This is a genomic window from Clostridium sp. UBA5712 (assembly GCF_002419845.1).
Taxonomy (GTDB): Bacteria; Bacillota; Clostridia; order Clostridiales; family Clostridiaceae; genus Clostridium_J; species Clostridium_J sulfidigenes.
This window is the reverse complement of sequence record NZ_DIGW01000011.1, coordinates 406,634-431,681: the sequence shown is the minus strand read 5'-3', so window position 1 is coordinate 431,681 and position 25,048 is coordinate 406,634. Positions and strand designations below refer to the sequence as shown.

The window sequence follows — 25,048 nt, the reverse complement described above, 5'->3', positions numbered from 1 at the left end:
AAGGAGGGATGACAATGAAGTTGCCAATAAAAGATTACTTTGGATTATTATATAAGTACTTAAAAAAGCAAAAAAATATGGTAATACTACTATTTTTTATATTAGTTATTAACTTAGTAATACAATTAGCTAACCCACAAATATTGAGATATTATATTGATGCTGTAACAGAGATTTTGGGCAGCGAAAATTTAGTAATAGCAGCTCTGTTATTTATAGCTTTTGGAATTATAAGGCAAGTATTTAAAATTATATCAACTTATATTAGTGAAAAGGTTGGATGGAGAGCAACTAATGCATTAAGAGGAGATTTAATAGAGCACTGTATAAACTTAGATATGGATTTCCATAAAACACATCAATCAGGAGAGATGCTTGAAAGGGTTGATGGAGATGTAAATGCTCTATTTAGTTTCTTCTCCACTTTTGTATTGCAATTTATATCAAATTTAGGACTTTTAATAGGAATAATTTTATTGCTATATAAAGAAGATTGGAGGATTGGATTAACATTAACCATGATTGCTATTTTGGATATGGTTGTAATGAAATATATAGAAAAACATTCATCAAAGCATTGGGAAAAATCAAGGGAATATAGTGCGCAGTTGTATGGTTTTTTAGGGGAACACATTACTAGTGTGGAAGATATAAATACTTGTGGCAGTAAAAATTACACTATGAATAGTTTATATAAATTATTTAGAAAAATGCTGCCCGTTGAAATAAAAGCCAGTTTAGGCCACTATTATATGTGGATAGCTAACATAATTGTCTTTGCATTAGGTAATGCTGCAGCATTAATACTTTCAGCGTATTTTTATGGGAATTCATTAATAACCTTTGGTACTGTATATTTAATATTTCACTATGTTGAGCTTATGGCTAATCCACTAGAAGAAATCAGATCACAGATGCAAAAACTTCAAAGAGCTGAAGCAAGTATTAAGCGTATAAAAGAGCTTTTGCAAATTAAAAGTACAATAAAGTACGGCTATAATGGTCTAAATAGTAAAGATTCTATTGATGTAGCTATAGATGGAGTTTCATTTAGTTATGAAGATGGAGAAGCTGTACTTAAAGATATAAATATTAATATAGAAAAAAATACTATTTTAGGAGTACTAGGTCATACAGGGAGTGGTAAAACTACCTTAGCTAGGTTAATTGTAAGGATATACGATGTATGCAATGGAGCTATTAGATTTAATGGAGAGGATTTAAAGAGCTTCACTAAAGAAAGTTTAATGGAAAATATTAGTTATGTTACTCAAGAAGTACAAATTTTTCATGCAACAGTTAGAGAAAATCTCACACTCTTTAATCCTAGTATTAAAGATGAAACTATACTTAATATCATTGAAGATATTGGATTAATGCCATGGCTTAATAATTTACCCCAAGGGCTAAATACTATTCTAGATAATGGTGGTAGTGGCTTATCTTCAGGAGAAGCTCAACTTCTCGCTTTTGTAAGAGTGTTTCTTAAAAATCCCAAATTAGTTATTTTAGATGAAGCTACTTCAAAACTTGATCCAATCACTGAAGGACTTATAGATAATGCGCTAAATAAACTACTCCAAAATAGGACTTGTATAATTATAGCTCATAGACTTGGAACAGTTGGTAGAGCAGATAGCATTTTGATTCTTGAAGAAGGAACAATTGTAGAGTACGGCAATAGAAAGAAACTTTATAAAGATAATAATTCAAAATTTTATAATTTACTACAAAAGGGTATGGAGGAGGTGCTGGCATGATAAAAAGTAAAAAGGAGAAAATTCCAGTGCTTGAGTATGTTGGTAAGATGATAATGTATAGACCATGGTATTATTTACTCAACTGCTTTTTATGGATAACAATTCATATGTTTCCACTGATACCGGGTTTAATTACTAAGAGATTTTTTGAAGTCTTAGAGAAAAGTGGAGGGTTGAATAGTGAAATTCTAAGCCTTATGGCATTAATTTTAGTAGTAGCATTAACTAGATCAATTATTATAGCTATGGGTGGAAGAGTAGACGCTAACCATAGATTTTCTATGAGTGGATTACTTAGAAGAAATCTACTAGAGTGTATTATAAATAATCCATTAATTGAAAATAAGACTTCTTTAGGTGAGTCTATGAACTGTTTTAGAGATGATATAGAAGAGATTGAGACTGTTATAAGCTTCACCTTAGATATAATTGGGGATGGATTATTTGCTTTAGGAGCACTAATTATTTTATTAACCATAAATGTAAAGGTAACTTTATTTATTTTTGCTCCTTTAGTTATAGTAATATTATTATCACAAAAGGCTATGAAGTATATTTCAAAATACAGGACTACTGCTAGGGAAGCAACTGGTGATGTATCAGGGGCTATAGGGGAAATATTTACTGGAATACAAGCCATAAAAATATCTGGAAGTGAGAAGTATATAATTAATAATCTAAATAATCTTAATGAAAAAAGAATGAAATATATGGTGCGCGATAAGATTTTTGTAAATATCATGGATGCTATATATGAAAATGCTGTAACTATTGGTACTGGATTTATATTGCTATTAACAGGTAAATATATGCTGGAAGGGAGCTTTTCAGTAGGAGATTTTTCACTATTTCTATATTATCTTCCCTTTGTAGCTGATTTTGCAGGCTTCCTTGGAGAAATTTTTGCTAGGTATCAGCAAGGGGGAATTGCATTTAAGAGAATGTTTAAACTCTTAGATGAAAATATGGAAAAAGAGTTATTAGCTCATAATTCATTATATCTAAAAGGTGAATTAATTGAAGAGAAATGTAAACAAGAAGATATAGAATTTAAGAGTTTAGAGGTTAAGGAGCTAACCTATAAGTATAATGAAACTAGTGGTATAGAAAATATTAACTTAAGAGTAAATAAGGGTGATTTAGTAGTAGTTACAGGAAGAATTGGAGCAGGGAAGACAACTCTTATAAAATCTATTTTAGGAATGTTACCTGTAGATAGTGGGAAAATCTATCTAAATAATGAAGAAGTTAAAAAAAATAGTGAAAAGCTAACACCGCCAATAGTAGCTTATACATCTCAGAATCCTAATTTATTTAGTGATACTATTAAAAATAATGTTCTTTTAGGACTAAAGGATGAAGGAGAAAAATTGGAGCAAGCTATATATTCAGCAGTTTTAGATAGGGATATTAAGAATTTTAAGGATGGAATAGATACATTGATAGGTTCTAAAGGAGTAAAACTTTCCGGAGGTCAAAGACAAAGAGTAGCTGTAGCAAGAATGTTTGTAAGAAAGGCTGATTTATATGTCTTTGATGATATATCTAGTGCCTTAGACATAGAAACAGAAATAAAGCTTTGGGATAGGATGTTTGAAAGAAAAAATATAACGGCCTTAGTAGTTTCTAATAGACATGTAGCCTTAAAGAATGCAGATAAAATTTTAGTTATGAAGGATGGAAAAATTGCAGGACAGGGAAAACTTGAAGAACTTCTTAAAAACTGTGAAGAAATGAGGCAGATATGGGGCCTTGAAGCATAGAAGATAGCCTATGAAGCATAGAAGATAGCCTATGAAGCATAGAAGATAGCCTATATAGAAGAAGTTTCTGAATATCCAAAGTTAGACTTTATTTACCTATTGAATAGGAGGAAGGAGATTAATTACATGTTTAATTAATTTCCTTCCCTTTAAGCATTTTATATTGAGTTAAATATAATATATTTTATAAGATATATTCCATATGATAATCAAAGGGTTCAAGATTATATAGCTTTTTATTTACTTCTTTAGTTAGTATACATCCCATACACCTATAAAAGGTTTGAGCATTTTCACAAGATGAGGCAGAGATATAAACTTTACTAGCCTTTAATTCTCTAGCTTTATCAATACACATGTTAAATAGTGTTTTCCCAATACCTTTATGGCGGTGGCTGTTTGTAATGTGAAGATTGGACAATTGAATATATTGTTTTTTACTCCCAAAGAATTCATTTTCTAGGGAAGCAAACCCTACTAATTTACTTTCATCAAAGGCTGCAAAAACTGAACCACCTTTTTCAAATGTAGATTTTAATTCATTACATATGCATAATAGCTCATTATTATCCCAATTCTCTTCATAATAGATATCTTTTAGATACTCACTTCCATCATCTCTTAGTCTCCAAGCTCTGTATATTTTCTCATGTCTATCAAAATCATTTAATAGTTCAGGAACTAAGTCAGTTATTTTTAATTCTTTATATATCATCATTTATTTCCTTTCATAACTTATATTAATAGATTATTTACTATCTAAGGTATCTAAATGAGATAATTTATTTGTATAAATTATTCTATGACAACAGCTAGTTATCTGCCAGTGGTGTATTCCAGTATCACCTGTAGATATAAAAAGTTGTGAATTTATAGGAAGCTCAAGAAAACTTCTAAAAAGCATATTTATAATGCCACCATGAGCAACAATGGCTATAGTAGAATCAGAGGAGTTTTCGCTAACTATCTTTGATAATATGGATTCAGCCCTAGCTCTGAATTCTATCATACTTTCCATTCCATACATAGATGTGTGAGGCCATCTTATAGCAGGTTCAGGATAGCGCTGATTTGCCTCTTCTCTAGATAACCCTGCTAATAGTCCATTATTAAATTCCATAAGCCCATTTTCATATATAATAGGAATGTTAGTAGCATTAGATAATATTTTAGCAGTTTCACTAGCACGTTTTAACGGACTGGAATAAATTTTATCAATATTATAATTAATTGATAAAAAATTTGACATAGTTAAACCTTGCTTATTTCCAAGCTCTGTTAATGAAAAATCTGCTCTTCCTTCATGAACATTTAATATGTCTGCTTCTGATTGACCATGTCTAATTATAATGATATCCAAATTTATAGTTCCCCCTCATAATTAATTTAAGGTTATAAAATAATTATATAATATAAATAAAATGAATTATATGAATTTTTAGTTAAATATAATTGCAATTAAGTGGCTATTCATAGGTGAAGAATAATAAATTTTTTAATAAATTAAAATTTATATATAGATTATATTCATTTATTAACCTGGAAAAGGGTAACAATTATAGCATCTGTATTATAGTTAGTAGAAAAATTTATGGAAGAGAGGAACGTTATTATAAGTAAATAATATGAAATTATTAATTATTATAGAATCATAGGAAGTGTTCTACTAATAAAAAATTCTATATTTTATGTTATAAATAAATAATAAGGGAATTAAAAGGAGTGATACTAATGAAAAGGAAACTTATTACATTAATTATATGTGGAGCATTAGCAGGCACTGCACTGGTAGGATTAACTTTACAAAATAATTCTAAGTACATTAATAATTCAACAATTGAAAGTGTAGATGAAAAAGAAGACACAATAGAGGACAAGAGAAATGAAATTGCTTTGTCTGATGAAGTAGATGAAAAAGATAAAAACAGTAATGAAGAAATAAACCTTAGTAAAGATACTAGGTTATCTCGGGGTGGTGGACAAGCTGATAATTCACAAAATGATAAAAATGTAGTTAATAATGATGAAGGAAGTAATTTAGAGGAAAAAGAAAGTTCTAATACTACAGTTAATAATCAAGAAGAAATAACTGGAGGTAATTCTTATAGTAATACTGAAAAGTCATCGGTACCATCTCAGGAAAAAGTGAATACACCATCTAAATCAACTACACAGACTACAACAGTTACAGGTGATTTTTCATCGCAAATAGAACAGCTTATATTTACAAAAGTAAATGAAGAGAGAGCTACAGCGGGTATGAGCACCCTAAGTTACAGTAATCTTATGGAGAAATACGCAAGAATAAAATCAAAGGATATGGGAGATAAAAATTATTTTGACCATAGAAATCTAGAGGGTGAGCTTATAACAGCACAAATGGCTAGAGATGGTATTTCTTATAGATCTTGGGGAGAGAATATAGCTTATATAGGTGGAGTATCTGATATAAATGAACTTGCAAATCAATTTATGATAAATTGGATGAATTCACAAGGACATAGAGAAAACATACTATCTCCTAACTTTACAAGTATAGGTGTTGGTGTATATAAAGCTGGGAATAGATACTATGCTACACAAGAGTTTTATAAATAATAGTACAAGCATTAAAAGTTTCACTGTAAATATATAATTAAGGATTAAATTAAAAAAGCACTAAGATAAAAAATATCTTTAGTGCTTTTATTTTACATAAAACATTTATTAAAAGTTATTATTCATTTGTTAATACTGTAAGTTTATTGTAATATATAATAAAGGTTAATCCGATGACTACCAGCTCTAATACTCCATCTTTTTCAAAGTGGGAGTAAGAGCTGGTACGTCCCTGGATAACAATTTCCCCTAAAGGACAACGACTTCTAAGTATCAAATAAATTGATACTTAGAATTCTGTTAGTAAGCTTCAGAGAAGCTAAGAACTCTGTTTATAGAGTAATCTTATATTGGTAAGGAGTGGAATAATGAAAGTTAATTTTTATAAATTTAGCGAAATAGATGATTATAAATTGAAATTTGCAGTAATAATGGCAAGATATATGAATCAATGGATATTTGTAAAGCATAAAGAAAGAGATACTTGGGAGATTCCAGGAGGACATAGAGAAGAGAATGAAAGTATAAAGGATACTGCAAATAGAGAATTAAGAGAAGAAACAGGAGCTATAAAATTTAAACTTAATCCTGTAAATATATACTCTGTTGTAAGGGAGAGTAATGACACTGATGAATATGATGAATCCTATGGGGCACTTTTCTTTGCCGATATTGAGGAGTTAGGTGAACTTCCTAACTTGGAAATTAGGGAAATTTGCTTATTCGATAATCAACCTAAAAATCTTACTTATCCATCAATACAGCCTCATTTATTTAATAAAGTTTGCAGAATATATACTTTAGATGATGGAGCAAGTATAAATAAACCTATAAGCATTAGGTAGGAGGGAGTTAAAAAATGGGAAAAAATTTTGAAGATGTGTTAAAATCAGATTATAAAAACAATGAAGGAAATGATTTAAACTCCATGGGACTTAAAAAACCCATTATGTTAATGGAAGGAGATAAAGTTGCAACTATAAGTCTATCTTGGGGCGGAGCAGGAGATGAAAATATTCTTTGGAGATATGAAGTTGGGAAAAAAAGACTCCAAGAAGATTTTGGGCTTCAAGTTATTGAAATGAAGACAACTCTTAAGGGTACAGAATATGTATACAATAATCCAGAAGAACGGGCAAAGGATTTGATGGAAGCTTTTAAAGATCCTTCGATTAAAGGTATTTTTTCTTGTATCGGGGGCGATGAAAGCATAAGAATTTTACCTTATATTGATTACGAAGTAATAAGAAATAATCCCAAAATCTTTATTGGTTATTCTGATAGTACAGTTACACATTTTATATGTATGAAAGCTGGAATTTGTAGTTTTTATGGACCTGCGGTACTTTCTGAATTTGCAGAAAATATAAAAATGTTTGACTATACTAAGTTTTATATAAATAGAGTATTATTTACTAATGATGTTATTGGTAATATTAGACCATCAGAAATTTGGACAAGTGAACGTCTACCTTGGCAAATAGAGAATAAATTTATTCCAAGAAAAGTAAATAAAAATATGGAATATGAAATATTACAAGGAAGTGGAAAGGTTCAAGGACATTTAATAGGTGGTTGTATTGATGTATTAGAAATGTTAAAAGGAACTGAAGTATGGCCAAGTAGTGACAAGTGGAAAGATGGAATATTGTTTTTGGAAACATCAGAAGATAAACCAGAACCTACTTATGTGGAATATTGGCTACGAAACTATGGAGCTCAAGGAATTTTACAAAATATAAATGGAATAGTTTTTGGAAAACCTTATGATAATGTTTATTATAATGAGTATAAGGAAGCTTTTATTAAGGTCATAAGAGATGAATTGAAACTAAAAGATTTACCAATACTATTTAATGTGAATTTTGGACACACAGCACCTATGATTACAATTCCTTATGGAGCAAAAGCTGAAATAGATTGTGAAGAGAAGGGTTTTTCAATAATAGAAAGTGGAGTTAGGAAGTGATAAAATGAGATACGTTATTGTTTCCGTTATAAAGGGAGAAGCAGGAGATTTTAACAATAATCTTAGAAAAGAAGTTTATGATAAGTTTAAGGCTAAGTCTTCAAAATTACCTGCACATTTTACTATAAAAGCCCCCTTTGAATATGATGGAGATATTAAAGAACTAGAGAAATCTATAGAAAATTATTGTATATCTCATAAAAGAGAGCCTTTAGAGATTAACGGTTATAATCACTTTGATGATAGAGTGATATATATGGATATGATAATGAGTGAAGAGGGAAAGGCTCTTCACGATGAATTAATTAGTAAAATGAGTAGGATTCCTTATATTGAATTTACTAATAAAGATGGTAAGGATAAAATATTTCATATTACCATAAGTTCAAAAAGAATAAAAACCATATATTATGATCTTTGGAATTATGTAAATAAGTATCCATGCAATTTTCATGGCTATTTTGATAATGTATGTATTTATAGGTGGGAGACTAATACTTGGGTATTACATAGAGAGTATCTTTTCCAAAAGTAAAATAATATAATAACTACTGAGTGATAATTTAATATCAATAGTTGTTATAGAAAATTAATATAGATATAGTTATATATATAATTAAAATTATAATAAATTTTTAGTTTATGCTAGAATAAACTTTATATATTTATAATATATATCTGGATAGGAGTAGCTATGGGTAATGATATAAAAAGATGTATAATGATATTTCCAGAGTTTCAAAATATAAATACAATTAATGAAATAAGAGAAACTTATGATCCTTTTGTAAATAATGTGAGCCCTCATATAACGTTAGTCTTTCCTTTTGAAAGTAAAATTAAAGAGTACCAATTGAGGAATTGGATGAATGAAGCATTAAAGGGTGTAAAGCCCTTTAATGTGGAACTTGAAGGAATAATAAAAATTAGCAGTGATTCAAGTTTATATTTATGTTTAGAGGTAAAGAAAGGCAAAGAAGAAATAAGAGAAATTCACAGTAGATTATATGATGGAATACTTAAGGCGTATAAGCCACAGTGGTTAAGTCAGATTGAATTTATACCACATATGACTATTGGTAAATTTAGTTCTGAGGAAGAGCTAAATATTGCTTATAAAAAAATTGGAAACGTGAAAGAAAAGTTTTTTTCTAAGGTGGACAAGATATCTGCAGAAATTGTAGTTAAAAATGACAGATCGATTAGGGAAATAGAGATTAATTTACAAGAGTAGATTATATTAATAAGCATTATAAGGAGACGATATATAATGAAGAGAAGATTTGCTAATAAGCCAGATTGGAGTAGAGTATTAAGGAAAGAGTTTAAAATTGAATTCATAGATAATGAAGAGTTAAGAGGATATATATCAAGTATCCATATGAAAGAGATAACAGAACCCTTAATTATACAAACTAAGGGTGTGGATTATTGTATTGTGGATAAGGAATATTCTTGGATTCAGTATTTTCCAGAAAATAAAAACTATGTATTAACAGTTATGATTGATGAAAAACACAATATAATTCAATGGTATTTTGACATTTCAGAAAAATATGAACTTACTGAGGATGGAATACCTTTTTATGATGACTTATTTTTGGATATAGTAGTGTTAACTACAGGAGAAGTAATTTTATTAGACGAAGAGGAATTAGAAGAGGCTTTAAATAATAAGGAAATAACAGAAAAACAATATGGAGATGCAAAAGAACAGGCTAAGGAACTTATTGTATGGATAAATAAAAACTTTGAAAAATTATATGAACTTACTAAGAAATATTATAACCATTTACAAAATATTTCTTAGGAAATATATTACATATAAGAAATGTTTTGTATAAGATACCTCTGAGCATGTTTCAAACAAAGTTGAACATTTCATAAGGATTAGTGTAATATTTTTTAGTATAGGTACAATTTAAAAAATCCACAAAAGAAATTGTAAACCTAATCTTAATAAAAAGATTACAATTTTCGCAAAAGCTATAGAAATGGATGTACACATATGTTAATATATGAGGGAATAAATATTTGAAATAAATATAATAAGTATTAATATTGGAGGTACAACATTGAAAATTACAACTAAGAACATTATATTATGCGCTATTTTCGCTGCATTAACAGCTATTCTCTCACAAATATCAATACCACTGCCATTTACTCCTGTTCCTATAAATCTTGCTATGATATCAGTTTTTATTGCAGGAGGTTTGTTAGAAACTAAGATAAGTGCAATTAGTCAATTGGTATATGTAATAATTGGAGCTATCGGAGTTCCTGTTTATGCAAACTTTACAGGGGGGCTTGGAATTCTAGTTGGTCCTACAGGGGGATATATAGTAGGATATATTATAACTACAATTATAATTGGAGTTATAGTTAAAAGGTTAGGGAACAGTATATATTCTTATACAGTGGCTATGGTAGTAGGTATCTTAGGATGTTACTTCGTAGGAACAGTATGGTTTATGCATATAATTCAAAGTGGACTAATAGAGGCGTTGCTTATGTGTGTAGTACCATTTTTAATTGGAGATATATTAAAAATCATTTTATCAGCTTTCTTAGTTAAAAAGTTAAAAAAATATGTATAGAGGATTAATAAAAGCACGGTAGATATTAACTACTGTGCTTTTTATAACTGATTTAGGATTAAAGTATATTTAGCATATATGACTTAGCTATGTTTTTATATCCATATTTAATTAATGCTTCTACTACAATACTTCTTACTTCATAACCAGTAGTTATTTCTCTAGATAAAGATATTAAGATTGACTCTACATCTGAAACAATTAGTTCTAGTTCTTTAGAGTTAAGTTGAATATCTACATCAGAGCCAGCATTTTCAACACTAGTTTTAATTTTTGATGGTTCAAAGGAAACAACATTTCCATTCTTCTTTATAAATTTCATTTAAACGCCTCCTTACTATAGTTATTATTCACACATAAGTTTATTTATAGTAATTATACACTTAAATATATAATAATAACATATATTTAAGTAATAAAATTGTAGTACTAATAAAATTTTATTTAAAAGAGGAATAATGAAAAATTTGTAGAATTTAATAAGTATATGTTAAAAAACATATAGATTATTCATTATGAGAAATAAATTTTCTCATAATGAAAAAGGTTTAAATTGAAAGGGGATTATTATGACTAAGACTCAACTAAAAGCAAATATTTTACTTCTACTTACAGCTGCAATATGGGGGTTAGCATTTGTAGCTCAAAAGGTAGGAGCAGAACATGTAGGGGCTTTTACATATAATGGTATTAGGTTTGCCCTTGGAAGTATTTCATTGATACCGTTAATTTTATTTTTAAATAAGAAAAAGGGAGAGAATGAGGAAACCAAAAATAATGATAGAGATTCTTTAAAACTTACAGTTAAAGCTGGGATAATTGCGGGTTGTGCCTTGTTTATAGCAACAAGTCTTCAGCAAATGGGAGTTATGGGTACAACTGCCGGAAAGGCTGGTTTCATTACTGGACTCTATATGGTTATAGTTCCTATATTAGGATTATTTTTAAAGCAAAAGGTTAATAAAAGTACTTGGCTAGGAATAGTTATAGCAATTATTGGATTATATTTATTAAGTATTAATGAAGATTTTTCTATATCAAATGGTGATTTATTAGTATTAATAGGATCTGTAGGATGGGCTGTACATATTTTATTAATTGACAACTTTACTAAAAAAATAGATCCATTAAAGTTATCAAGTGTACAATTTGCTACATGTTCAATTTTAAGTTTAGTAATGGCTATTATATTTGAAGATATTAATATGGTAGGGATTTCTGGAGCTATGGTATCAATATTATATGGTGGGCTTTTATCTGTAGGAGTTGCATATACTCTTCAAGTAGTAGCACAAAAAAATGCAAAACCGTCACATGCAGCTATACTTCTTAGCATGGAATCTGTATTTGGTGCATTAGGAGGTGCTATGTTCTTAGGAGAAAGAATTGGTGCTAGAGGCTTAGTTGGATGTATACTTATATTTATAGCTATAATAATTTCTCAACTAAAGCCTTCAGAAAAAGGTTCAAAAGATATGGTAGAAAATATTTAATATTATATTAAAGCTTGTACTATAGCTACTGCAATTATGAATGTAGTAGATTATAATACAAGCTTTAATCATAGTAGGTTATGGTAGAAAACAAATATAAATTTTATAAATATAATATGATAATGGTAGTAAATATAAAATCTTTAATATTTTATTAAAGATTTTTTCACCTATTGAATTAGTTTTAAGATTAAGGAAATTAATATTAATTTTTAGTGGAAATAATAATTCTACACCTTGGTGAGTAAATAAATCTAGAAATATATGTGATGCATACCCAAACCAAAAGCCATAGCATAATATTTCTATTACCACATTCCAGTTGCTTATGTAAATAAAAAAAATATAAACTATATATAATACTATTAAACACAGTAAACTATGAGTAAAACCTCTGTGTTTAAATTTTTTACCTAAGGATTTTGAAATTAATGGATATCTTTTACTTATATAAGAACTTTTAAGATCTATATCAGGAAAGAGTGCTCCAATATTTACTGCACGAAAATATAAAATTATCAATAATAACTGATAAATTAATAAGTAATTGTTTAAGTTCTTTAGGACCATTGGGTAAATAGTTATAACTCCAATTAAAAATCCACCAGATTCATGTGTTTGTTTTGTCATTTTTTCACCTGTCATCTTTTGTTTTACTACTAATTATTAAAGCTATAATATCTGCTCAGTAGTTAAATACATTATATATTAATTATAGGGTTACGTACATATGTTTTTGTGATATGTATGATAAAATTTTGATAATGGAACTATATTAATCAAGTAAGTGAAATTTAAAAAAGATATTTCCTTTACTGTTCTACAAGGAGTAAAGCTGTACAATGATTAATTGGTTTAGTTTAAGAAAAAAATAGTGAAGTATGTTAATAAGGTATACTATAATAATTACAATGAAGTTAAAATATGGTATAATTATTTTAATATGTAATTGGGGGGAGCGTCATGAAAAACATTCAACTAGAAGATTTTACAAAATATAACTTTTTATCATCTCTAAACTTTTCACCAAAGGGAGATACTGCTTGCTTTGTAGTGTCTAATTGTAATTTAGAGGATAACACATATGATTCTAATTTATGGCTTTATGATTTAACTTTGAATAAGTATAATCAATTGACTGCTTTTAATAAAGAAAGAAGTTATATATGGCTCCAAGATAATGAGACTATATTATTTCAAGGAGTAAGAGATAGTAAGGATAAAAAGAAACTTGAAGATGGTGATGAATTTACTCAATTCTACAAGTTAAATATCCGTGGTGGAGAAGCTGTTAAGGCTTTTAAAATCCCTATGTTAGTTGAAACTATAGTTGAGGTGGATGAAGATACATTCCTATTCACAGGGATTCATAAAGTTGGGAGAAAAAGTTTAATTGGACTTTCTGACGCTGAAAAAGTTGAGGAATTAAAGTCTAGAAAAGAAGAGAAGGACTATGAAGTTTTAGATGAGATTCCATTTTGGAGCAATGGTGGTGGATTCACTAATAAAAAGAGAAGTGGATTATATAAATATGTAGTAAGTACAGAGGAGATAAACTTAATAACTGATGAGTATACTTCGGTTATGTCATTAGAATTAAGTGAAGATAAAAGTAAGGTAGTATTTGTTGCAACCTCCTATAAAGATAAGGCAGCAATTAATGATGAGCTATATATTTATAATATTAAATTAGATGAGCTTTCTTTAATTAACGGAGAAGAAAAATTTTCTTATAGCTATGTAAATTTCATGGATGAAGAGAAATTAATAGTACTTGGAAGTGATATGCAAGAATATGGAATTAATGAAGATGGTAGATTCTACCTAATAGATATAAATACTAAGATTAAAACCTTATTAACTCCAGATTTTGATAAAAGTACATGGAACTCTGTAGGTTCAGATTGTAGATATGGAGGAGGAAAATCTATTGTAAGAGATAGTAAATACTTATATTTTATAACTACAGAAATAGATAGTTCTTATATAAATAGAATCAATATAGATGGAAATATAGAAAAAATATGTTTTAATAAAGGGTCTGTAGATTGTTTTGATGTTAAGAATGGTAGTATATTATTTATTGGCCTTAGAAATCAAAAATTACAAGAAATATATTCTTTAAAAGATGGTAGCGAGTGTGAAATTTCAAAATTTAATCAGTGGATTCATGATGAATTAAAAATCTCGAAACCAGAAAGAGTTGAGGTTGAAACAGAACCAGGTGTTGTAATAGAAGGATGGGTATTAAAACCTGTAGACTTTGAAGAAAATAAAAAATATCCTGCTATTTTAGATATTCATGGTGGACCTAAAACTGTATATGGTGAAGTTTTTTATCATGAGATGCAACTTTGGGCTAATATGGGGTACTTTGTATTCTTTTGTAACCCAAGGGGTAGTGACGGTCATGGGAGAGCTTATGCAGACATTAGAGGGAAATATGGAACTATTGATTACCATGATATAATGACTTTTACAGATATAGTTTTAGAGAAGTATAAAAATATTGATGTAAACAATGTAGGGGTAACTGGTGGATCTTATGGAGGATTTATGACTAACTGGATAATTGGTCATACTGATAGATTTAAAGCTGCAGCATCTCAAAGAAGTATATCTAACTGGATTTCTAAGTTTTGCACTACAGATATAGGGTTCTATTTTGTAGATGATCAAAATGGTGGGACTCCATGGAGTAATGTGGATAAGTTATGGTATCATTCACCGCTTAAATATGCAGATAAAGTTAAGACACCAACTTTATTTATACATTCAGAAGAAGACTATAGATGTTGGTTAGCTGAAGGTATACAGATGTTCACAGCTTTAAAATATCATGGAGTTGAAGCTAGACTTTGCATGTTTAGAGGAGAAAACCATGAGCTTAGCAGAAGTGGAAAACCAAAGCATAGAATAAGAAGAATTACAGAAATAACAAATTGGTTTGAAGAACATCTAAAATAATTGTATGAATTATAAATGAAAAAATTTAGAATAGGAGGAGTAATATGGCTATGACTTTTAAACTTATATCCTTGATTTTAATAATAATCTATGGTGGATTATCTATGTTTGCTTGTGCTATGGCCATCAAAGAAAGTAGAGAAAGTATTTTCCCTAATTTATTGATGATTACAGGAAGCGTAGCTATTTTACTTGCTTCTATTACACAGTTTAAAAGTGGAAGTAATATGTTATATATACTTTTGTTAGGATTGATATCAATACATGTAGCTGCAATAATTCATGGATATAAATTATTTAATAAGCTGAATTTAAAACATCATATACTAAGGGGATGTATTTCTTTGATAATTTTAATATGCTATTATGTAGGTTATTTTTCTTAGTATTTTAGTAAGATACTAAAAACATAGGATGAAAAATATATAAAAATATGGTTTAATATACTTATGAAAGAATATGAAAGGGGTAACTTAAGATGGCAGTAAAGAAGATAGTTCAATATGGAGATGAACATTTAAAAAGGGTTAGTGATACTGTAGTTGAGATAAATGAAGAAATAAGAGATTTAATTCAAGATTTAAAGGATACATTATCAACGGTTGAAGGTATTGGACTTGCAGCTCCACAAATTGCTGTAAATAAAAGAGTTATATTAATTGACTTAACGCCTGATAATTCTTCGCCTTTAATACTGATTAATCCTAAAGCTATTAAAGTATCTAAAGAAACAGCTAGAGATTATGAGGGATGTCTTAGCTATGTGGGATATGAAGGATTGGTTGAAAGACCTACAAAAATGATAGTTGAAGCATTAAATGAAAATGGTAAACTTATAAAGTATGAAGTAGAAGATTTTATGGCAAGAGTTTTTTGTCATGAGATGGATCATTTAGAAGGAATTCTTTATATGGAAAAAGCTGATGAAATGTATGAATTAGTGGAAGGTAAAGAATAAAAGTTATTTATTGGTAATGTGAAAATAGATGGAACTGTTAAATGGTTATTTATAAATATAACCTTTTAACAGTTCTTGTTTATTTTGTGAATTTAAAGTTATTATAAATAACTTTAAATAGGCTATTTAAAAACTTTCATATAGATTTATACTAAAATTTAGATTATTATATAATAAAGGTAAAATTTAAGCTTTATTATATAATAAGTGAAAGTATATAATATAAAGAAATACATAAACAAATATTAATTTATAAATTTAGTGAATTAAAGAAATCTTGCATATAGAGACTTAGAAATGCAAAAATTAAGTAAATGTAGTAGAAATATAATAAATAAAAATAAAGGAGTACTATACTATGAATAAACAAGAAATTATAGAGATTTTAGAGGATAATGCTTTAGAAAATATTACAGAAGTAAAAAAGCATGATCACTGCTTCATAATTAAATTTTCTTACGAATTTGACGAGTTAGAAATTGAAGGAGCTAGAGATTTTGCCAATGAAGATTGTGAGGAAAAAAGAGAAGGAGAACAATGGTATGAAGAGTATTTTCTACCTTATTTAAATGATACTGCAATAGATAATATTAATGACATAGTAGATGAAATTTCAGAGGAGTATGATTTAGATTATGAAATGTTGTCTTATGAGCTTTCTGAAGAGGATTATGATTCAATGAATTTTTTAGTTGCATTTTATAGAGAAGTTTTACCTGTAGATATTGATGAATTAATTATGGAGTTATAATTAATTATGAAAAAAATAATTATAATAAATGGTTCTCCCAATAAAGAAGGTCACACAAATAAAATAGTAGATTCAATTTTGGAAGGTATTAATCCCAACGTGGAAATAAAGCATATTAATTGTTATGATATGAATATTAATCCATGTATTGATTGTAAATATTGTAGTAAAGTATTAGGGGAGTGCTCAATTAAAGATTCTATGACGGATATTTATAAACATATACAAGAATGTGATATAATAATTTTAGCATCTCCTATGTATTTTGGTATGTTTCCATCACCATTAAAATCATTGATAGATAGGTGTCAAGTGCTTTGGAGTAAAAAGTTTATTTTTAAACAAAATATAAAAGAACGAAAACAGGGTATATTTATATTTAATGGGGGCAGTTCCTGGAATAATATGTTTAACCATATGGAAACTATAGGTAAATATTTTTTTAATACCCTTAACTGTGATATTTTATTTAAACTATATATAGACAATACAGACATAAATTATAATTATATTAATAAACATTATGATGATATTTTAAAATGTCAAAACATGATAAATGTGGAAGTAAATTAGGCTAATTTCTTATGTTTTTTATCATTATTAGAATTATTACTCATCTTTTGATATTCTACGATATATTCATCTAAATGTTGAGAGCATATTACAACAATATTATCTGTAGGTCTCTTAAATCTAAGCAGTACATGTAGTAGTAGTTTAAAAGATTTAATTTTTTGATTTAGGAATTTAAATTTTAATAACATACCATCACATCCTTAAACTTTATATTTTTATTTTAACAGAGATATAGCATAATGTTAATGATTATTAATAGTCAAATTCATATTAAGTTTTACAAAAATCACCATAAAAGCGATAAATATATCATAAAAAACTTATAAGTAAATATATGAAGATGACTTAAAGCCATTTCTCGGATATCGAAGTAAATATAATAATACACTTTGCGACATGTAACAAATATAAATTTAAAATAATTAAAAAAATGCCTATAAATAATACTATAATTCACATTATAGTAATTATTTGGGGGGAGTTATTATATAATCGTATAATAGACTATTAGGAGGAAAAATGAATAAAGAATATATAAATATTGATAATATGAAAATAGAAGAAGTTATTGAGGAAATAAACTTTTTATATAAAAAGAGCCAAGAATCTGGTTTAACAGAAGCTGAAAAAAATAGACAGCAAGTTTTGAGAAGAAGGTATATAGATAATGTTAAAAGAAATTTTAAGGCTCAAATTAGTGGATATAAACCTGTAGACCCAAAACATAATAATTAGTAAAATAGAATTTAAGTAATCAATAATTATAAATGCAAGATATGAGGTAGGGGAGGCGTAAGATGGGAGTACAAGTTTTAGATTTAGTTAACAACTATAATTTAGAGGTTTTGGTAGAAGGAGATTTAGAATCTAATATTGTGGTAAGTGAGATAAATAGGCCTGGATTACAATTTGCTGGTTTCTATGATTATTTTGATAATAAGAGAATTCAAGTTGTAGGTAAAACTGAGTGGAGTTATCTAAAGTGTCTTGATCCAGAAGTAAGGATACGTAGAATAAAAAAATACTTTTCTTTCCCAATACCTGGAGTAATAATTACAAGTGGATTAAAAGTACATGATGAATTTTTAGAAGAAGCAAGAAATAAAAATGTTACGGTTCTCAGAAGTATTGATAAGACTACAAAATTCATTAATAGGGTTAGTAATTTTTTAGACTCAGAGTTAGCTCCAGAAACTAGGCTTCATGGTGTTTTAGTAGATGTGTATGGAATTGGCATATTGATTATAGGAGAAAGTGGAATAGGAAAAAGTGAAGCAGCATTGGAGCTTATTAAAAGAGGTCATAGGCTTGGAGCTGATGATGCAGTAGATATTAAAGAAATAGATGGAAAGTTATATGGTTCTTGTCCTTATATAACTACAGGAATGCTTGAAGTTAGAGGTATGGGAATTATTGATTTATCAGCAATTTATGGTAGTAGCTGTATAGTTTCTCAAAAAAATATCAACTTAGTTATTTCTTTAGTTAACTGGGACGTAAATGATAAATATGAAAGACTTGGAGTAGATAAAGAGTATATGGAGATACTAGGGGTTGAGGTAGAGAAAATAGTATTACCTTTAAAGCCAGGGCGTAACATAGCAGTTATAATCGAAGCTGCAGCAGCTAATTTTAGATATAATGCCACATCAAATTGTACTGCGGTAGAAACAATTGAAAAGAGAATCATGGATAGTCAAAATCCTTAAGAGTTTTAGTGCGAAAAATATAATTTAAAGAATAATTTTATAAAAATTTTAAGTTGTATTAGGCACTTACTTATAAAGTTTACTGTAATAAATTTAAATATAGTATACATTTGAAATTTTCACAAATTTAAATTGTAAATCAATTTGAGTTGAGTTAATATAAAAGTATAATTATATGACTATGATTTTATTGGGAGGGATTTTAGTGGAAGATTTAAAAAAATTAGAAAAGAAATATGAATTGGTCTGGGATAAATACGGAAAGGAAGACCTTGATAAGGCATTCGAATTATCAGATAGATATATAGATTTTATGTCAAAGTGTAAAACTGAAAGAGAATGTGTTACTGAATTCATAGAAATGGCAGAAAAAGACGGATATTTAGATATAAATCAGTGCATAGCTGAAGGAAGAAAGCTTAAAGCTGGAGATAAAGTTTATGCTAATTGCATGGGAAAAACTCTTGCATTATTCTTAATAGGAACAGAACCTATAGAAAAAGGTTTTAAAATATTAGGAGCACATGTTGACTCACCAAGACTTGATCTAAAGCAAAATCCATTATATGAAGATTCAGATTTTGCAATGCTTAAAACTCATTACTATGGAGGAATTAAAAAATATCAGTGGGTTACTATACCTCTAGCAATTCATGGTGTTGTGATTAAAAAAGATGGAAGTGTAGTAAACATAGTTATAGGTGAAGATGATAGGGAGCCAGTAGTAGGAATATCAGATTTATTAGTTCACTTATCTGCAGATCAAATGGCTAAGACATTAGCTAAAGGAATCGAAGGTGAAAGTTTAAATGTATGTGTTGGATCTATACCAGTAGAAGATAAAGAAGCTAAAAATAGAGTTAAACTTAACATATTAAGACTTCTTAATGAAAAATACGGAATTACAGAGGAAGACTTTGTATCAGCAGAGCTAGAGGTTGTTCCAGCAGGAAGAGCTAGAAGTTATGGTTTAGATAGTTCAATGGTTATGGCCTATGGTCATGACGATAGAATATGTGCATATACTTCTTTTGAAGCAATGATGAAAATTAAGAGTACAGATAAAACTTGTATCACATTACTTGTAGATAAAGAAGAGGTTGGAAGTCAAGGTGCAACAGGAATGCAGTCAAGATTCTTTGAAAACACTGTAGCAGAACTTGTAAACCTTGTTGAAGATTATAGTGAACTTAAAGTTAGAAGAGCACTTGCAAATTCTAAAATGCTTTCTTCAGACGTAAGTGCAGCTTTTGATCCAAATTATCCATCAGTAAGTGAAAAGCAAAATAACGCATTCTTCGGTAAGGGTGTGGTATTCAATAAATATACTGGAGCAAGAGGAAAAGGTGGATGTAATGATGCAAATCCAGAATTTATTGCTCAATTAAGAAGAGTAATGGATAAGCATAATGTTTATTGGCAAACATCAGAACTTGGAAAAGTTGACCAAGGTGGCGGTGGTACTATAGCATACATTCTTGCTGAATATGGAATGGAAGTTATAGATTCAGGTGTAGCTCTACACAATATGCACGCGCCATGGGAAATTGCAAGTAAAGCAGACATATATGAAACTTGCAGAGCTTATGAGGCATTTTTATTAGATATCTAATTTAAATATTTATATAAACAGAGTTCTTTGCTTCAGAGGGAGTTTTTACACTCCCTCTGAAGGTTACTAGCAGAATTCTTAGTATCAGTATTTTCGATACTTAGAATTCGTTGTCCTTTAGGGGAAATCGTTATCCAGGGACGTACCAGCTCTTTACACCTACTTTGAAGAAGAGGGTAGTATTAGAGCTGGTAGTCATAGGATAAGATATAAAAGGTAGAAGAAATATTCTTCTGCCTTTTATATTTTCTTTTATTGCTAACTATTCTTCTGTAAAGTATTTACAAATGCCATATAAGTTATAGGAAATTGGCACTTCAGTAATGTTTAAGTAATCAACTTCATATTTACCATCCCAATCATAGATAGATATATATTTTTCGTTAAATATAGTTATGCCATATTTTTTATTTGGGAATTCAATATATACTTTATATTTATAAGATTCAGGTAAATCATTAGGTTTTTTTATGAAATAGCTTTCATCTAAGGAATTTAAAAAACTAACAATATCTTTAGATTCTGTAGAAGGAAAATCAAATTCTTTAAAAAATTCTTTATAAAATACAGAAATACGCGTTGGCTCTGATTTATTAAGATTTGTTACTAGTTCTTGAGTATAATAATCAAGATATGTTTTTTCTTTATTTAGTGATGACTTTACCCTTGTACAGCCAGTGGTTATTGTTATAATAATAATAAATAAAATTAAAAATTTCTTTTTCAAAATATCAACCCCTCTATTCCTTATAAATTATGAAAGTTAAGGTGTAATTATTACTACTAATAAGAAAAAATACTAGGTATAATATGTATAAATAAAAATGCAATATTTGTATTATAAATATTTACCATTTAATTATAAAAATTATGTTTATATTAATAATAGTATAAAAGGAGGAAGGTTATGATAATTATAGATAGGTTTGAAGAAGAGTACGCTGTATGTGAAAAGGAAGATATGGAAATGGTAAATATACCAATTATATATTTACCAAAGGGCGTTAAAGAGGGAGATTGTATGGATTTAGTTAATGATAAATATATTATTAATAATAAAGAGACGGAAAAACTTAAGAAAGAAATTGAAAAACTTACAGATAATATGTGGATATAATAGTGTTAATTTAATCAAAAAGATATGTTAAGCATATCTTTTTTTATGGAAAACAATATACTTTATACATATATACACTAAGAAAATAAAATTATAGAATATATTTTAGCACTTGGAATTTGAGCCTTAGTTAGAATTGACAATTATACTATTCGGCTATACAATTGAGTTGTTAAAACTTTATCAAATTGATATTGTTAAATAGTTTACATTATTTATTTTATGATAGGGGATAGATTTTCCATGGGTATACTGAAATTTAAAAAAGCTAATTGTAAGAACTGTTATAAATGCATTAGAAATTGTCCTGTTAAAGCTATAGAGGTAAAAAATCATCAAGCTCAGATTATTGAAAGAGATTGTATTTTATGTGGTAATTGTATGGTTGTTTGCCCTCAGAATGCCAAAGAAGTTCGTAATGATGTATTAACTATAAAGAATTTGATCAGGGATGGGAAACAGGTTATTGCTAGTATAGCGCCTTCTTATATTTCAAATTACAACGTTACTCAGTTTTCACAATTTGCTAATGTGCTAAGAAAGCTTGGATTTAGTAATGCTTTTGAAACGGCAGAAGGAGCATACATAGTCAAAAGTGAATATGAAAATTTGATTAAAAATCATTGGAAAAATATAATTATATCTTCATGTTGTCCTACGGTTGTTAAATTAGTTCAGAAGCATTATCCAGAAGCGGTAAAGTATTTAGCACCTGTAATTTCACCAGTGCAAGCTCATAGTAAGTTATTGAAAAGTAATATAAAGGATGCTATTGTTGTGTTTATTGGTCCATGCATATCTAAAAAAGAAGAATGTGGAAGTGGAGAAGAATACAATGATATAACCATTACTTTTGAAGAACTAGATATTTGGATAAATGAAGAAGGATTAAAATTTGAAGATAATATAAACATAGATAAAAACACTTATGTTTCAAGATTATTCCCCATAACTGGAGGAATTTTGAATACAATGAATAAAAGTTCTGAGTATAGATATATTGCTATTGATGGTCTAGATAATTGCATAGAAACCCTAAAAGAAATAATTAATAATAATCTAGATAATTGTTTTATTGAAATGAGTGCGTGTAGTGGTAGTTGTATAAATGGACCAGCATCATCTCATAACAAAGCCCTACGGATATCTTCAATGAATAAGGTAGAAAGTATAGCATTGAATGAATGTAATCCTACTGATTTTGATTTGAAATATAGTATTGATACAAGTAGAAGAATTACAGATGAACAAGTAGTTGTTCAATCTCCTAGTGATAGGGAGACTAGCAGTATATTAAGAAAAATGGGGAAAAACAGTATTGAGGATGAATTGAACTGTGGAACTTGTGGGTATTCAACTTGTAGAGAAAAAGCAATAGCAGTAATTTTAGGAAAAGCAGAAATAAGTATGTGTTTACCCTATATGAAGGAAAAAGCAGAATCTTTTTCAGATAAGATTATAAGTGTTACACCTAATGCTATTCTTACTGTAGATACTAATTTAAAAGTTCAACAGATTAATAAATCAGCTTGTGATATATTTGAAATTCAAAATTCCAGAGATATTATTGGTTTTTCAGTATCTAGAATTTTGGATGAATTTGATTTTATAAAGGTAATTAGCAAAGAAGAGAATGTAGCGAATGAAAATGTTTACTTACCTGAATACGGTAAGTTTGTTAAACAGAATTTTATATATGATAAAAATAGCGGAATTGTTATTTGTATAATGAAGGATATAACTAAACTAAAACTAAAAAGAGAGAAATTAATTAAAGAAAAGACACATAGAGCAGAGATAACTGATAAAATTGTTGAAAAGCATATGTGTATTGTACATGAGATTGCATCATTACTTGGAGAAACAGCCGCTGAAACTCAAGTAGCACTTACAGACCTTAAAGAAGCAATACTTATGGAGGAAGAGGATTATGACTAATTTGTTTTTGGAAAGCGGATTTGCAAGCTTTAACAAACATGGTGAATCTATCTCTGGAGATTTTTATACTACACTAAAAGGTAAAGATAAGACCACATTTGTATTGTCTGATGGGTTGGGAAGTGGTATTAAGGCTAATATACTAGCAACTTTAACATCAAAGATATTAGGCACCATGATGGCTAGTAATATGTCTATAGAGGAAAGCGTATATACAATAGCTAAAAGCTTACCAATTTGCAAAGTTAGAAATATGGCATATTCAACTTTTACTATACTTCAAATTTATCAACGAGGTGATGCATATTTAGCACAATTTGATAATCCGTCGGTAATTTTAATTAGAGAAGGGAAAAACGTTGTATATGATTCAATGTGCAAAGTTATATATGAAAAAGAAATATATGAAAGCAATATTAAGCTTTATATAGGAGATATGATAATACTTTTAACTGATGGAGTTACAAGTGCTGGTCTTGGAAGAACTACAAAAAATGGGTGGAGAAGAGAAAGTGTTATAGAATACGTTCAGAGATGGTACACTCCAGAAATGTCACCACAAAGGATGGCAGCAACCATAGCAAATGCATCTATGGATTTATATTTAAATTCCCCAGATGATGACATAACCGTTGCTGTGTTTAAAATTTGTGAGAGAAAAGTAGTAAATCTTATGATAGGTCCACCAGAGCATAAAGAAGATGATAATAAGGTATTAAAACTTTTTTTTTCAAGAAAAGGTAAGAAGATAATTTGTGGAGGAACTACGGCTAAGATAGTAAGTAGATATTTAAATAAACCTATTGTAATAAACAATAATACATGCAATGAGGAAACACCATCAACTGCGTGTATTGAAGGAGTAGATTTAGTTACAGAAGGAGTTATAACTTTGGAAAAAGTTTTAAATATTGCTAAACAATATAGTGTTACATCAAATATATCCTTAGATTTAAGAAATAAAATAGACGGAGCTTCCATGATAGCAAAAATTTTATTTGAAGAATCAACTGATATAAATTTTTTTATAGGGAATGCAATAAATCCTGTTCATGATGATTCCAATAGTCATATTAGTTATACTATAAAATTAGGAATAATAAGAGAATTAGAAAAGATACTTAGTAATATGGGTAAAAATGTTAAAGTGAGTATGTGTTAAAAAAGAGTTTAAAAGAAGAAAAGTTACAAAACCCTAATCATAGTATATTTTATGATTAGGGTTTTACCAGTATAG

General features: G+C 28.5%; 27 protein-coding genes. 21 read left to right on the top strand and 6 right to left on the bottom strand.

Annotation, left to right across the window (positions count from 1 at the left end):
- Positions 1-14 precede the first annotated feature (14 nt).
- Together B3B03_RS08300 and B3B03_RS08295 are read left to right on the top strand one after the other, a co-directional pair.
- A complete protein-coding gene (locus B3B03_RS08300; RefSeq protein ID WP_346876976.1) occupies positions 15-1,760 on the top strand; it encodes an ABC transporter ATP-binding protein in 1,746 nt (581 codons plus the stop codon).
- Complete coding sequence (locus B3B03_RS08295) at positions 1,757-3,523, top strand: ABC transporter ATP-binding protein (RefSeq protein WP_346876975.1); 1,767 nt, start codon at positions 1,757-1,759, stop codon at positions 3,521-3,523. The genes B3B03_RS08300 and B3B03_RS08295 overlap by 4 nt, the downstream gene beginning before the upstream one ends.
- 184 nt (positions 3,524-3,707) lie before the next feature.
- On the opposite strand, the gene B3B03_RS08290 is transcribed toward B3B03_RS08295, so the two are convergent.
- Entirely contained in the window at positions 3,708-4,241 is a 534-nt protein-coding gene (locus B3B03_RS08290; RefSeq protein ID WP_035134932.1) for a GNAT family N-acetyltransferase, read from the bottom strand.
- Between the two features lie 30 nt (positions 4,242-4,271).
- Complete coding sequence (locus tag B3B03_RS08285; protein WP_346876974.1) at positions 4,272-4,883, bottom strand: histidine phosphatase family protein; 612 nt, start codon at positions 4,881-4,883, stop codon at positions 4,272-4,274.
- Positions 4,884-5,254: 371 nt separating this feature from the next.
- Between B3B03_RS08285 and B3B03_RS08280 the strand changes: the two genes are divergently transcribed.
- The 7 genes from B3B03_RS08280 (at position 5,255) to B3B03_RS08250 (ending at position 10,690) form a co-directional block, all read left to right on the top strand.
- Complete coding sequence (locus B3B03_RS08280) at positions 5,255-6,121, top strand: CAP domain-containing protein (RefSeq protein ID WP_346876973.1); 867 nt, start codon at positions 5,255-5,257, stop codon at positions 6,119-6,121.
- A gap of 368 nt (positions 6,122-6,489) precedes the next feature.
- A complete protein-coding gene (locus B3B03_RS08275; protein WP_346846513.1) occupies positions 6,490-6,966 on the top strand; it encodes an NUDIX hydrolase in 477 nt (158 codons plus the stop codon).
- 83 nt (positions 6,967-7,049) lie between these two features.
- A complete protein-coding gene (locus B3B03_RS08270; RefSeq protein WP_346877189.1) occupies positions 7,050-8,090 on the top strand; it encodes a S66 peptidase family protein in 1,041 nt (346 codons plus the stop codon).
- 4 nt (positions 8,091-8,094) lie between these two features.
- On the top strand, positions 8,095-8,625 hold the full coding sequence (locus tag B3B03_RS08265) for a 2'-5' RNA ligase family protein (protein ID WP_150842363.1): 531 nt from the start codon (positions 8,095-8,097) through the stop codon (positions 8,623-8,625).
- Between the two features lie 159 nt (positions 8,626-8,784).
- Positions 8,785-9,324, top strand: a complete 540-nt coding sequence (locus B3B03_RS08260) for a 2'-5' RNA ligase family protein (protein ID WP_346876972.1) — start codon at positions 8,785-8,787, stop codon at positions 9,322-9,324.
- A gap of 36 nt (positions 9,325-9,360) precedes the next feature.
- Positions 9,361-9,900, top strand: coding sequence for a DUF402 domain-containing protein (locus B3B03_RS08255; RefSeq protein ID WP_035134925.1), 540 nt, complete (start codon positions 9,361-9,363; stop codon positions 9,898-9,900).
- A 265-nt stretch (positions 9,901-10,165) separates the two neighbouring features.
- Complete coding sequence (locus B3B03_RS08250; RefSeq protein ID WP_346846516.1) at positions 10,166-10,690, top strand: biotin transporter BioY; 525 nt, start codon at positions 10,166-10,168, stop codon at positions 10,688-10,690.
- Positions 10,691-10,748: 58 nt separating this feature from the next.
- On the opposite strand, the gene B3B03_RS08245 is transcribed toward B3B03_RS08250, so the two are convergent.
- Positions 10,749-11,012, bottom strand: a complete 264-nt coding sequence (locus B3B03_RS08245) for an ATP cone domain-containing protein (protein WP_150842366.1) — start codon at positions 11,010-11,012, stop codon at positions 10,749-10,751.
- 247 nt (positions 11,013-11,259) lie between these two features.
- Here B3B03_RS08245 and B3B03_RS08240 point away from each other — a divergent pair, with 247 nt between their 5' ends.
- Positions 11,260-12,183, top strand: coding sequence for a DMT family transporter (locus tag B3B03_RS08240; protein WP_346876971.1), 924 nt, complete (start codon positions 11,260-11,262; stop codon positions 12,181-12,183).
- Between the two features lie 78 nt (positions 12,184-12,261).
- On the opposite strand, the gene B3B03_RS18050 is transcribed toward B3B03_RS08240, so the two are convergent.
- The gene (locus tag B3B03_RS18050; protein WP_414632290.1) at positions 12,262-12,813 is read right to left on the bottom strand and encodes a metal-dependent hydrolase; all 552 of its coding nucleotides are present in this window, start codon (positions 12,811-12,813) and stop codon (positions 12,262-12,264) included.
- A gap of 333 nt (positions 12,814-13,146) precedes the next feature.
- On the opposite strand from B3B03_RS18050, the gene B3B03_RS08235 reads away from it, so the two are divergent.
- The 5 genes from B3B03_RS08235 (at position 13,147) to B3B03_RS08215 (ending at position 17,432) form a co-directional block, all read left to right on the top strand.
- Complete coding sequence (locus B3B03_RS08235) at positions 13,147-15,150, top strand: S9 family peptidase (RefSeq protein ID WP_346876970.1); 2,004 nt, start codon at positions 13,147-13,149, stop codon at positions 15,148-15,150.
- Positions 15,151-15,194: 44 nt separating this feature from the next.
- Positions 15,195-15,536, top strand: coding sequence for a hypothetical protein (locus tag B3B03_RS08230; RefSeq protein WP_346876969.1), 342 nt, complete (start codon positions 15,195-15,197; stop codon positions 15,534-15,536).
- Between the two features lie 92 nt (positions 15,537-15,628).
- A complete protein-coding gene (def, locus tag B3B03_RS08225; RefSeq protein WP_035133709.1) occupies positions 15,629-16,108 on the top strand; it encodes a peptide deformylase in 480 nt (159 codons plus the stop codon).
- 358 nt (positions 16,109-16,466) lie between these two features.
- Positions 16,467-16,859: a hypothetical protein gene (locus tag B3B03_RS08220; protein WP_346876968.1), complete on the top strand. Its 393-nt coding sequence runs from the start codon at positions 16,467-16,469 to the stop codon at positions 16,857-16,859.
- Positions 16,860-16,865: 6 nt separating this feature from the next.
- Positions 16,866-17,432 carry a flavodoxin family protein gene (locus tag B3B03_RS08215; protein ID WP_346876967.1) on the top strand — a complete coding sequence of 189 codons (567 nt, stop codon included), beginning with the start codon at positions 16,866-16,868 and terminating at the stop codon, positions 17,430-17,432.
- On the opposite strand, the gene B3B03_RS08210 is transcribed toward B3B03_RS08215, so the two are convergent.
- A complete protein-coding gene (locus B3B03_RS08210; RefSeq protein WP_035133703.1) occupies positions 17,429-17,623 on the bottom strand; it encodes an aspartyl-phosphate phosphatase Spo0E family protein in 195 nt (64 codons plus the stop codon). The genes B3B03_RS08215 and B3B03_RS08210 overlap by 4 nt on opposite strands.
- Positions 17,624-17,969: 346 nt before the next feature.
- Between B3B03_RS08210 and B3B03_RS08205 the strand changes: the two genes are divergently transcribed.
- From B3B03_RS08205 to B3B03_RS08195, 3 genes are all read left to right on the top strand, one after another.
- Positions 17,970-18,170, top strand: coding sequence for a DUF896 domain-containing protein (locus B3B03_RS08205; protein WP_035133744.1), 201 nt, complete (start codon positions 17,970-17,972; stop codon positions 18,168-18,170).
- 62 nt (positions 18,171-18,232) lie between these two features.
- Positions 18,233-19,144, top strand: a complete 912-nt coding sequence (gene hprK / locus B3B03_RS08200; RefSeq protein WP_035133701.1) for an HPr(Ser) kinase/phosphatase — start codon at positions 18,233-18,235, stop codon at positions 19,142-19,144.
- A 205-nt stretch (positions 19,145-19,349) separates the two neighbouring features.
- On the top strand, positions 19,350-20,756 hold the full coding sequence (locus B3B03_RS08195; protein ID WP_414632287.1) for an aminopeptidase: 1,407 nt from the start codon (positions 19,350-19,352) through the stop codon (positions 20,754-20,756).
- Between the two features lie 262 nt (positions 20,757-21,018).
- Here the strand turns inward: B3B03_RS08195 and B3B03_RS08190 are convergent, their stop codons facing one another.
- Complete coding sequence (locus B3B03_RS08190; protein WP_346846523.1) at positions 21,019-21,483, bottom strand: DUF4883 family protein; 465 nt, start codon at positions 21,481-21,483, stop codon at positions 21,019-21,021.
- 180 nt (positions 21,484-21,663) lie between these two features.
- Here B3B03_RS08190 and B3B03_RS08185 point away from each other — a divergent pair, with 180 nt between their 5' ends.
- The 3 genes from B3B03_RS08185 (at position 21,664) to B3B03_RS08175 (ending at position 24,973) form a co-directional block, all read left to right on the top strand.
- Positions 21,664-21,873 (top strand): DUF3006 domain-containing protein, encoded by a 210-nt coding sequence (locus B3B03_RS08185; protein ID WP_346846524.1) that lies wholly within the window; start codon positions 21,664-21,666, stop codon positions 21,871-21,873.
- Between the two features lie 243 nt (positions 21,874-22,116).
- Complete coding sequence (locus B3B03_RS08180; protein WP_346846525.1) at positions 22,117-23,811, top strand: [Fe-Fe] hydrogenase large subunit C-terminal domain-containing protein; 1,695 nt, start codon at positions 22,117-22,119, stop codon at positions 23,809-23,811.
- Complete coding sequence (locus B3B03_RS08175) at positions 23,804-24,973, top strand: SpoIIE family protein phosphatase (RefSeq protein ID WP_346846526.1); 1,170 nt, start codon at positions 23,804-23,806, stop codon at positions 24,971-24,973. Before B3B03_RS08180 ends, B3B03_RS08175 begins: the two co-directional genes overlap by 8 nt.
- Positions 24,974-25,048 lie beyond the last annotated feature (75 nt).

Coding starts and splice junctions, on each gene's coding strand:
- B3B03_RS08300 (WP_346876976.1), top strand. CDS start 15: ATGAAGTTGCCAATAAAAGATTACTTTGGATTATTATATAAGTACTTA.
- B3B03_RS08295 (WP_346876975.1), top strand. CDS start 1,757: ATGATAAAAAGTAAAAAGGAGAAAATTCCAGTGCTTGAGTATGTTGGT.
- B3B03_RS08290 (WP_035134932.1), bottom strand. CDS start 4,241: ATGATGATATATAAAGAATTAAAAATAACTGACTTAGTTCCTGAACTA.
- B3B03_RS08280 (WP_346876973.1), top strand. CDS start 5,255: ATGAAAAGGAAACTTATTACATTAATTATATGTGGAGCATTAGCAGGC.
- B3B03_RS08275 (WP_346846513.1), top strand. CDS start 6,490: ATGAAAGTTAATTTTTATAAATTTAGCGAAATAGATGATTATAAATTG.
- B3B03_RS08270 (WP_346877189.1), top strand. CDS start 7,050: ATGGGACTTAAAAAACCCATTATGTTAATGGAAGGAGATAAAGTTGCA.
- B3B03_RS08265 (WP_150842363.1), top strand. CDS start 8,095: ATGAGATACGTTATTGTTTCCGTTATAAAGGGAGAAGCAGGAGATTTT.
- B3B03_RS08260 (WP_346876972.1), top strand. CDS start 8,785: ATGGGTAATGATATAAAAAGATGTATAATGATATTTCCAGAGTTTCAA.
- B3B03_RS08255 (WP_035134925.1), top strand. CDS start 9,361: ATGAAGAGAAGATTTGCTAATAAGCCAGATTGGAGTAGAGTATTAAGG.
- B3B03_RS08245 (WP_150842366.1), bottom strand. CDS start 11,012: ATGAAATTTATAAAGAAGAATGGAAATGTTGTTTCCTTTGAACCATCA.
- B3B03_RS08240 (WP_346876971.1), top strand. CDS start 11,260: ATGACTAAGACTCAACTAAAAGCAAATATTTTACTTCTACTTACAGCT.
- B3B03_RS18050 (WP_414632290.1), bottom strand. CDS start 12,813: ATGACAAAACAAACACATGAATCTGGTGGATTTTTAATTGGAGTTATA.
- B3B03_RS08235 (WP_346876970.1), top strand. CDS start 13,147: ATGAAAAACATTCAACTAGAAGATTTTACAAAATATAACTTTTTATCA.
- B3B03_RS08230 (WP_346876969.1), top strand. CDS start 15,195: ATGGCTATGACTTTTAAACTTATATCCTTGATTTTAATAATAATCTAT.
- def (WP_035133709.1), top strand. CDS start 15,629: ATGGCAGTAAAGAAGATAGTTCAATATGGAGATGAACATTTAAAAAGG.
- B3B03_RS08220 (WP_346876968.1), top strand. CDS start 16,467: ATGAATAAACAAGAAATTATAGAGATTTTAGAGGATAATGCTTTAGAA.
- B3B03_RS08215 (WP_346876967.1), top strand. CDS start 16,866: ATGAAAAAAATAATTATAATAAATGGTTCTCCCAATAAAGAAGGTCAC.
- B3B03_RS08210 (WP_035133703.1), bottom strand. CDS start 17,623: ATGTTATTAAAATTTAAATTCCTAAATCAAAAAATTAAATCTTTTAAA.
- hprK (WP_035133701.1), top strand. CDS start 18,233: ATGGGAGTACAAGTTTTAGATTTAGTTAACAACTATAATTTAGAGGTT.
- B3B03_RS08185 (WP_346846524.1), top strand. CDS start 21,664: ATGATAATTATAGATAGGTTTGAAGAAGAGTACGCTGTATGTGAAAAG.
- B3B03_RS08180 (WP_346846525.1), top strand. CDS start 22,117: ATGGGTATACTGAAATTTAAAAAAGCTAATTGTAAGAACTGTTATAAA.
- B3B03_RS08175 (WP_346846526.1), top strand. CDS start 23,804: ATGACTAATTTGTTTTTGGAAAGCGGATTTGCAAGCTTTAACAAACAT.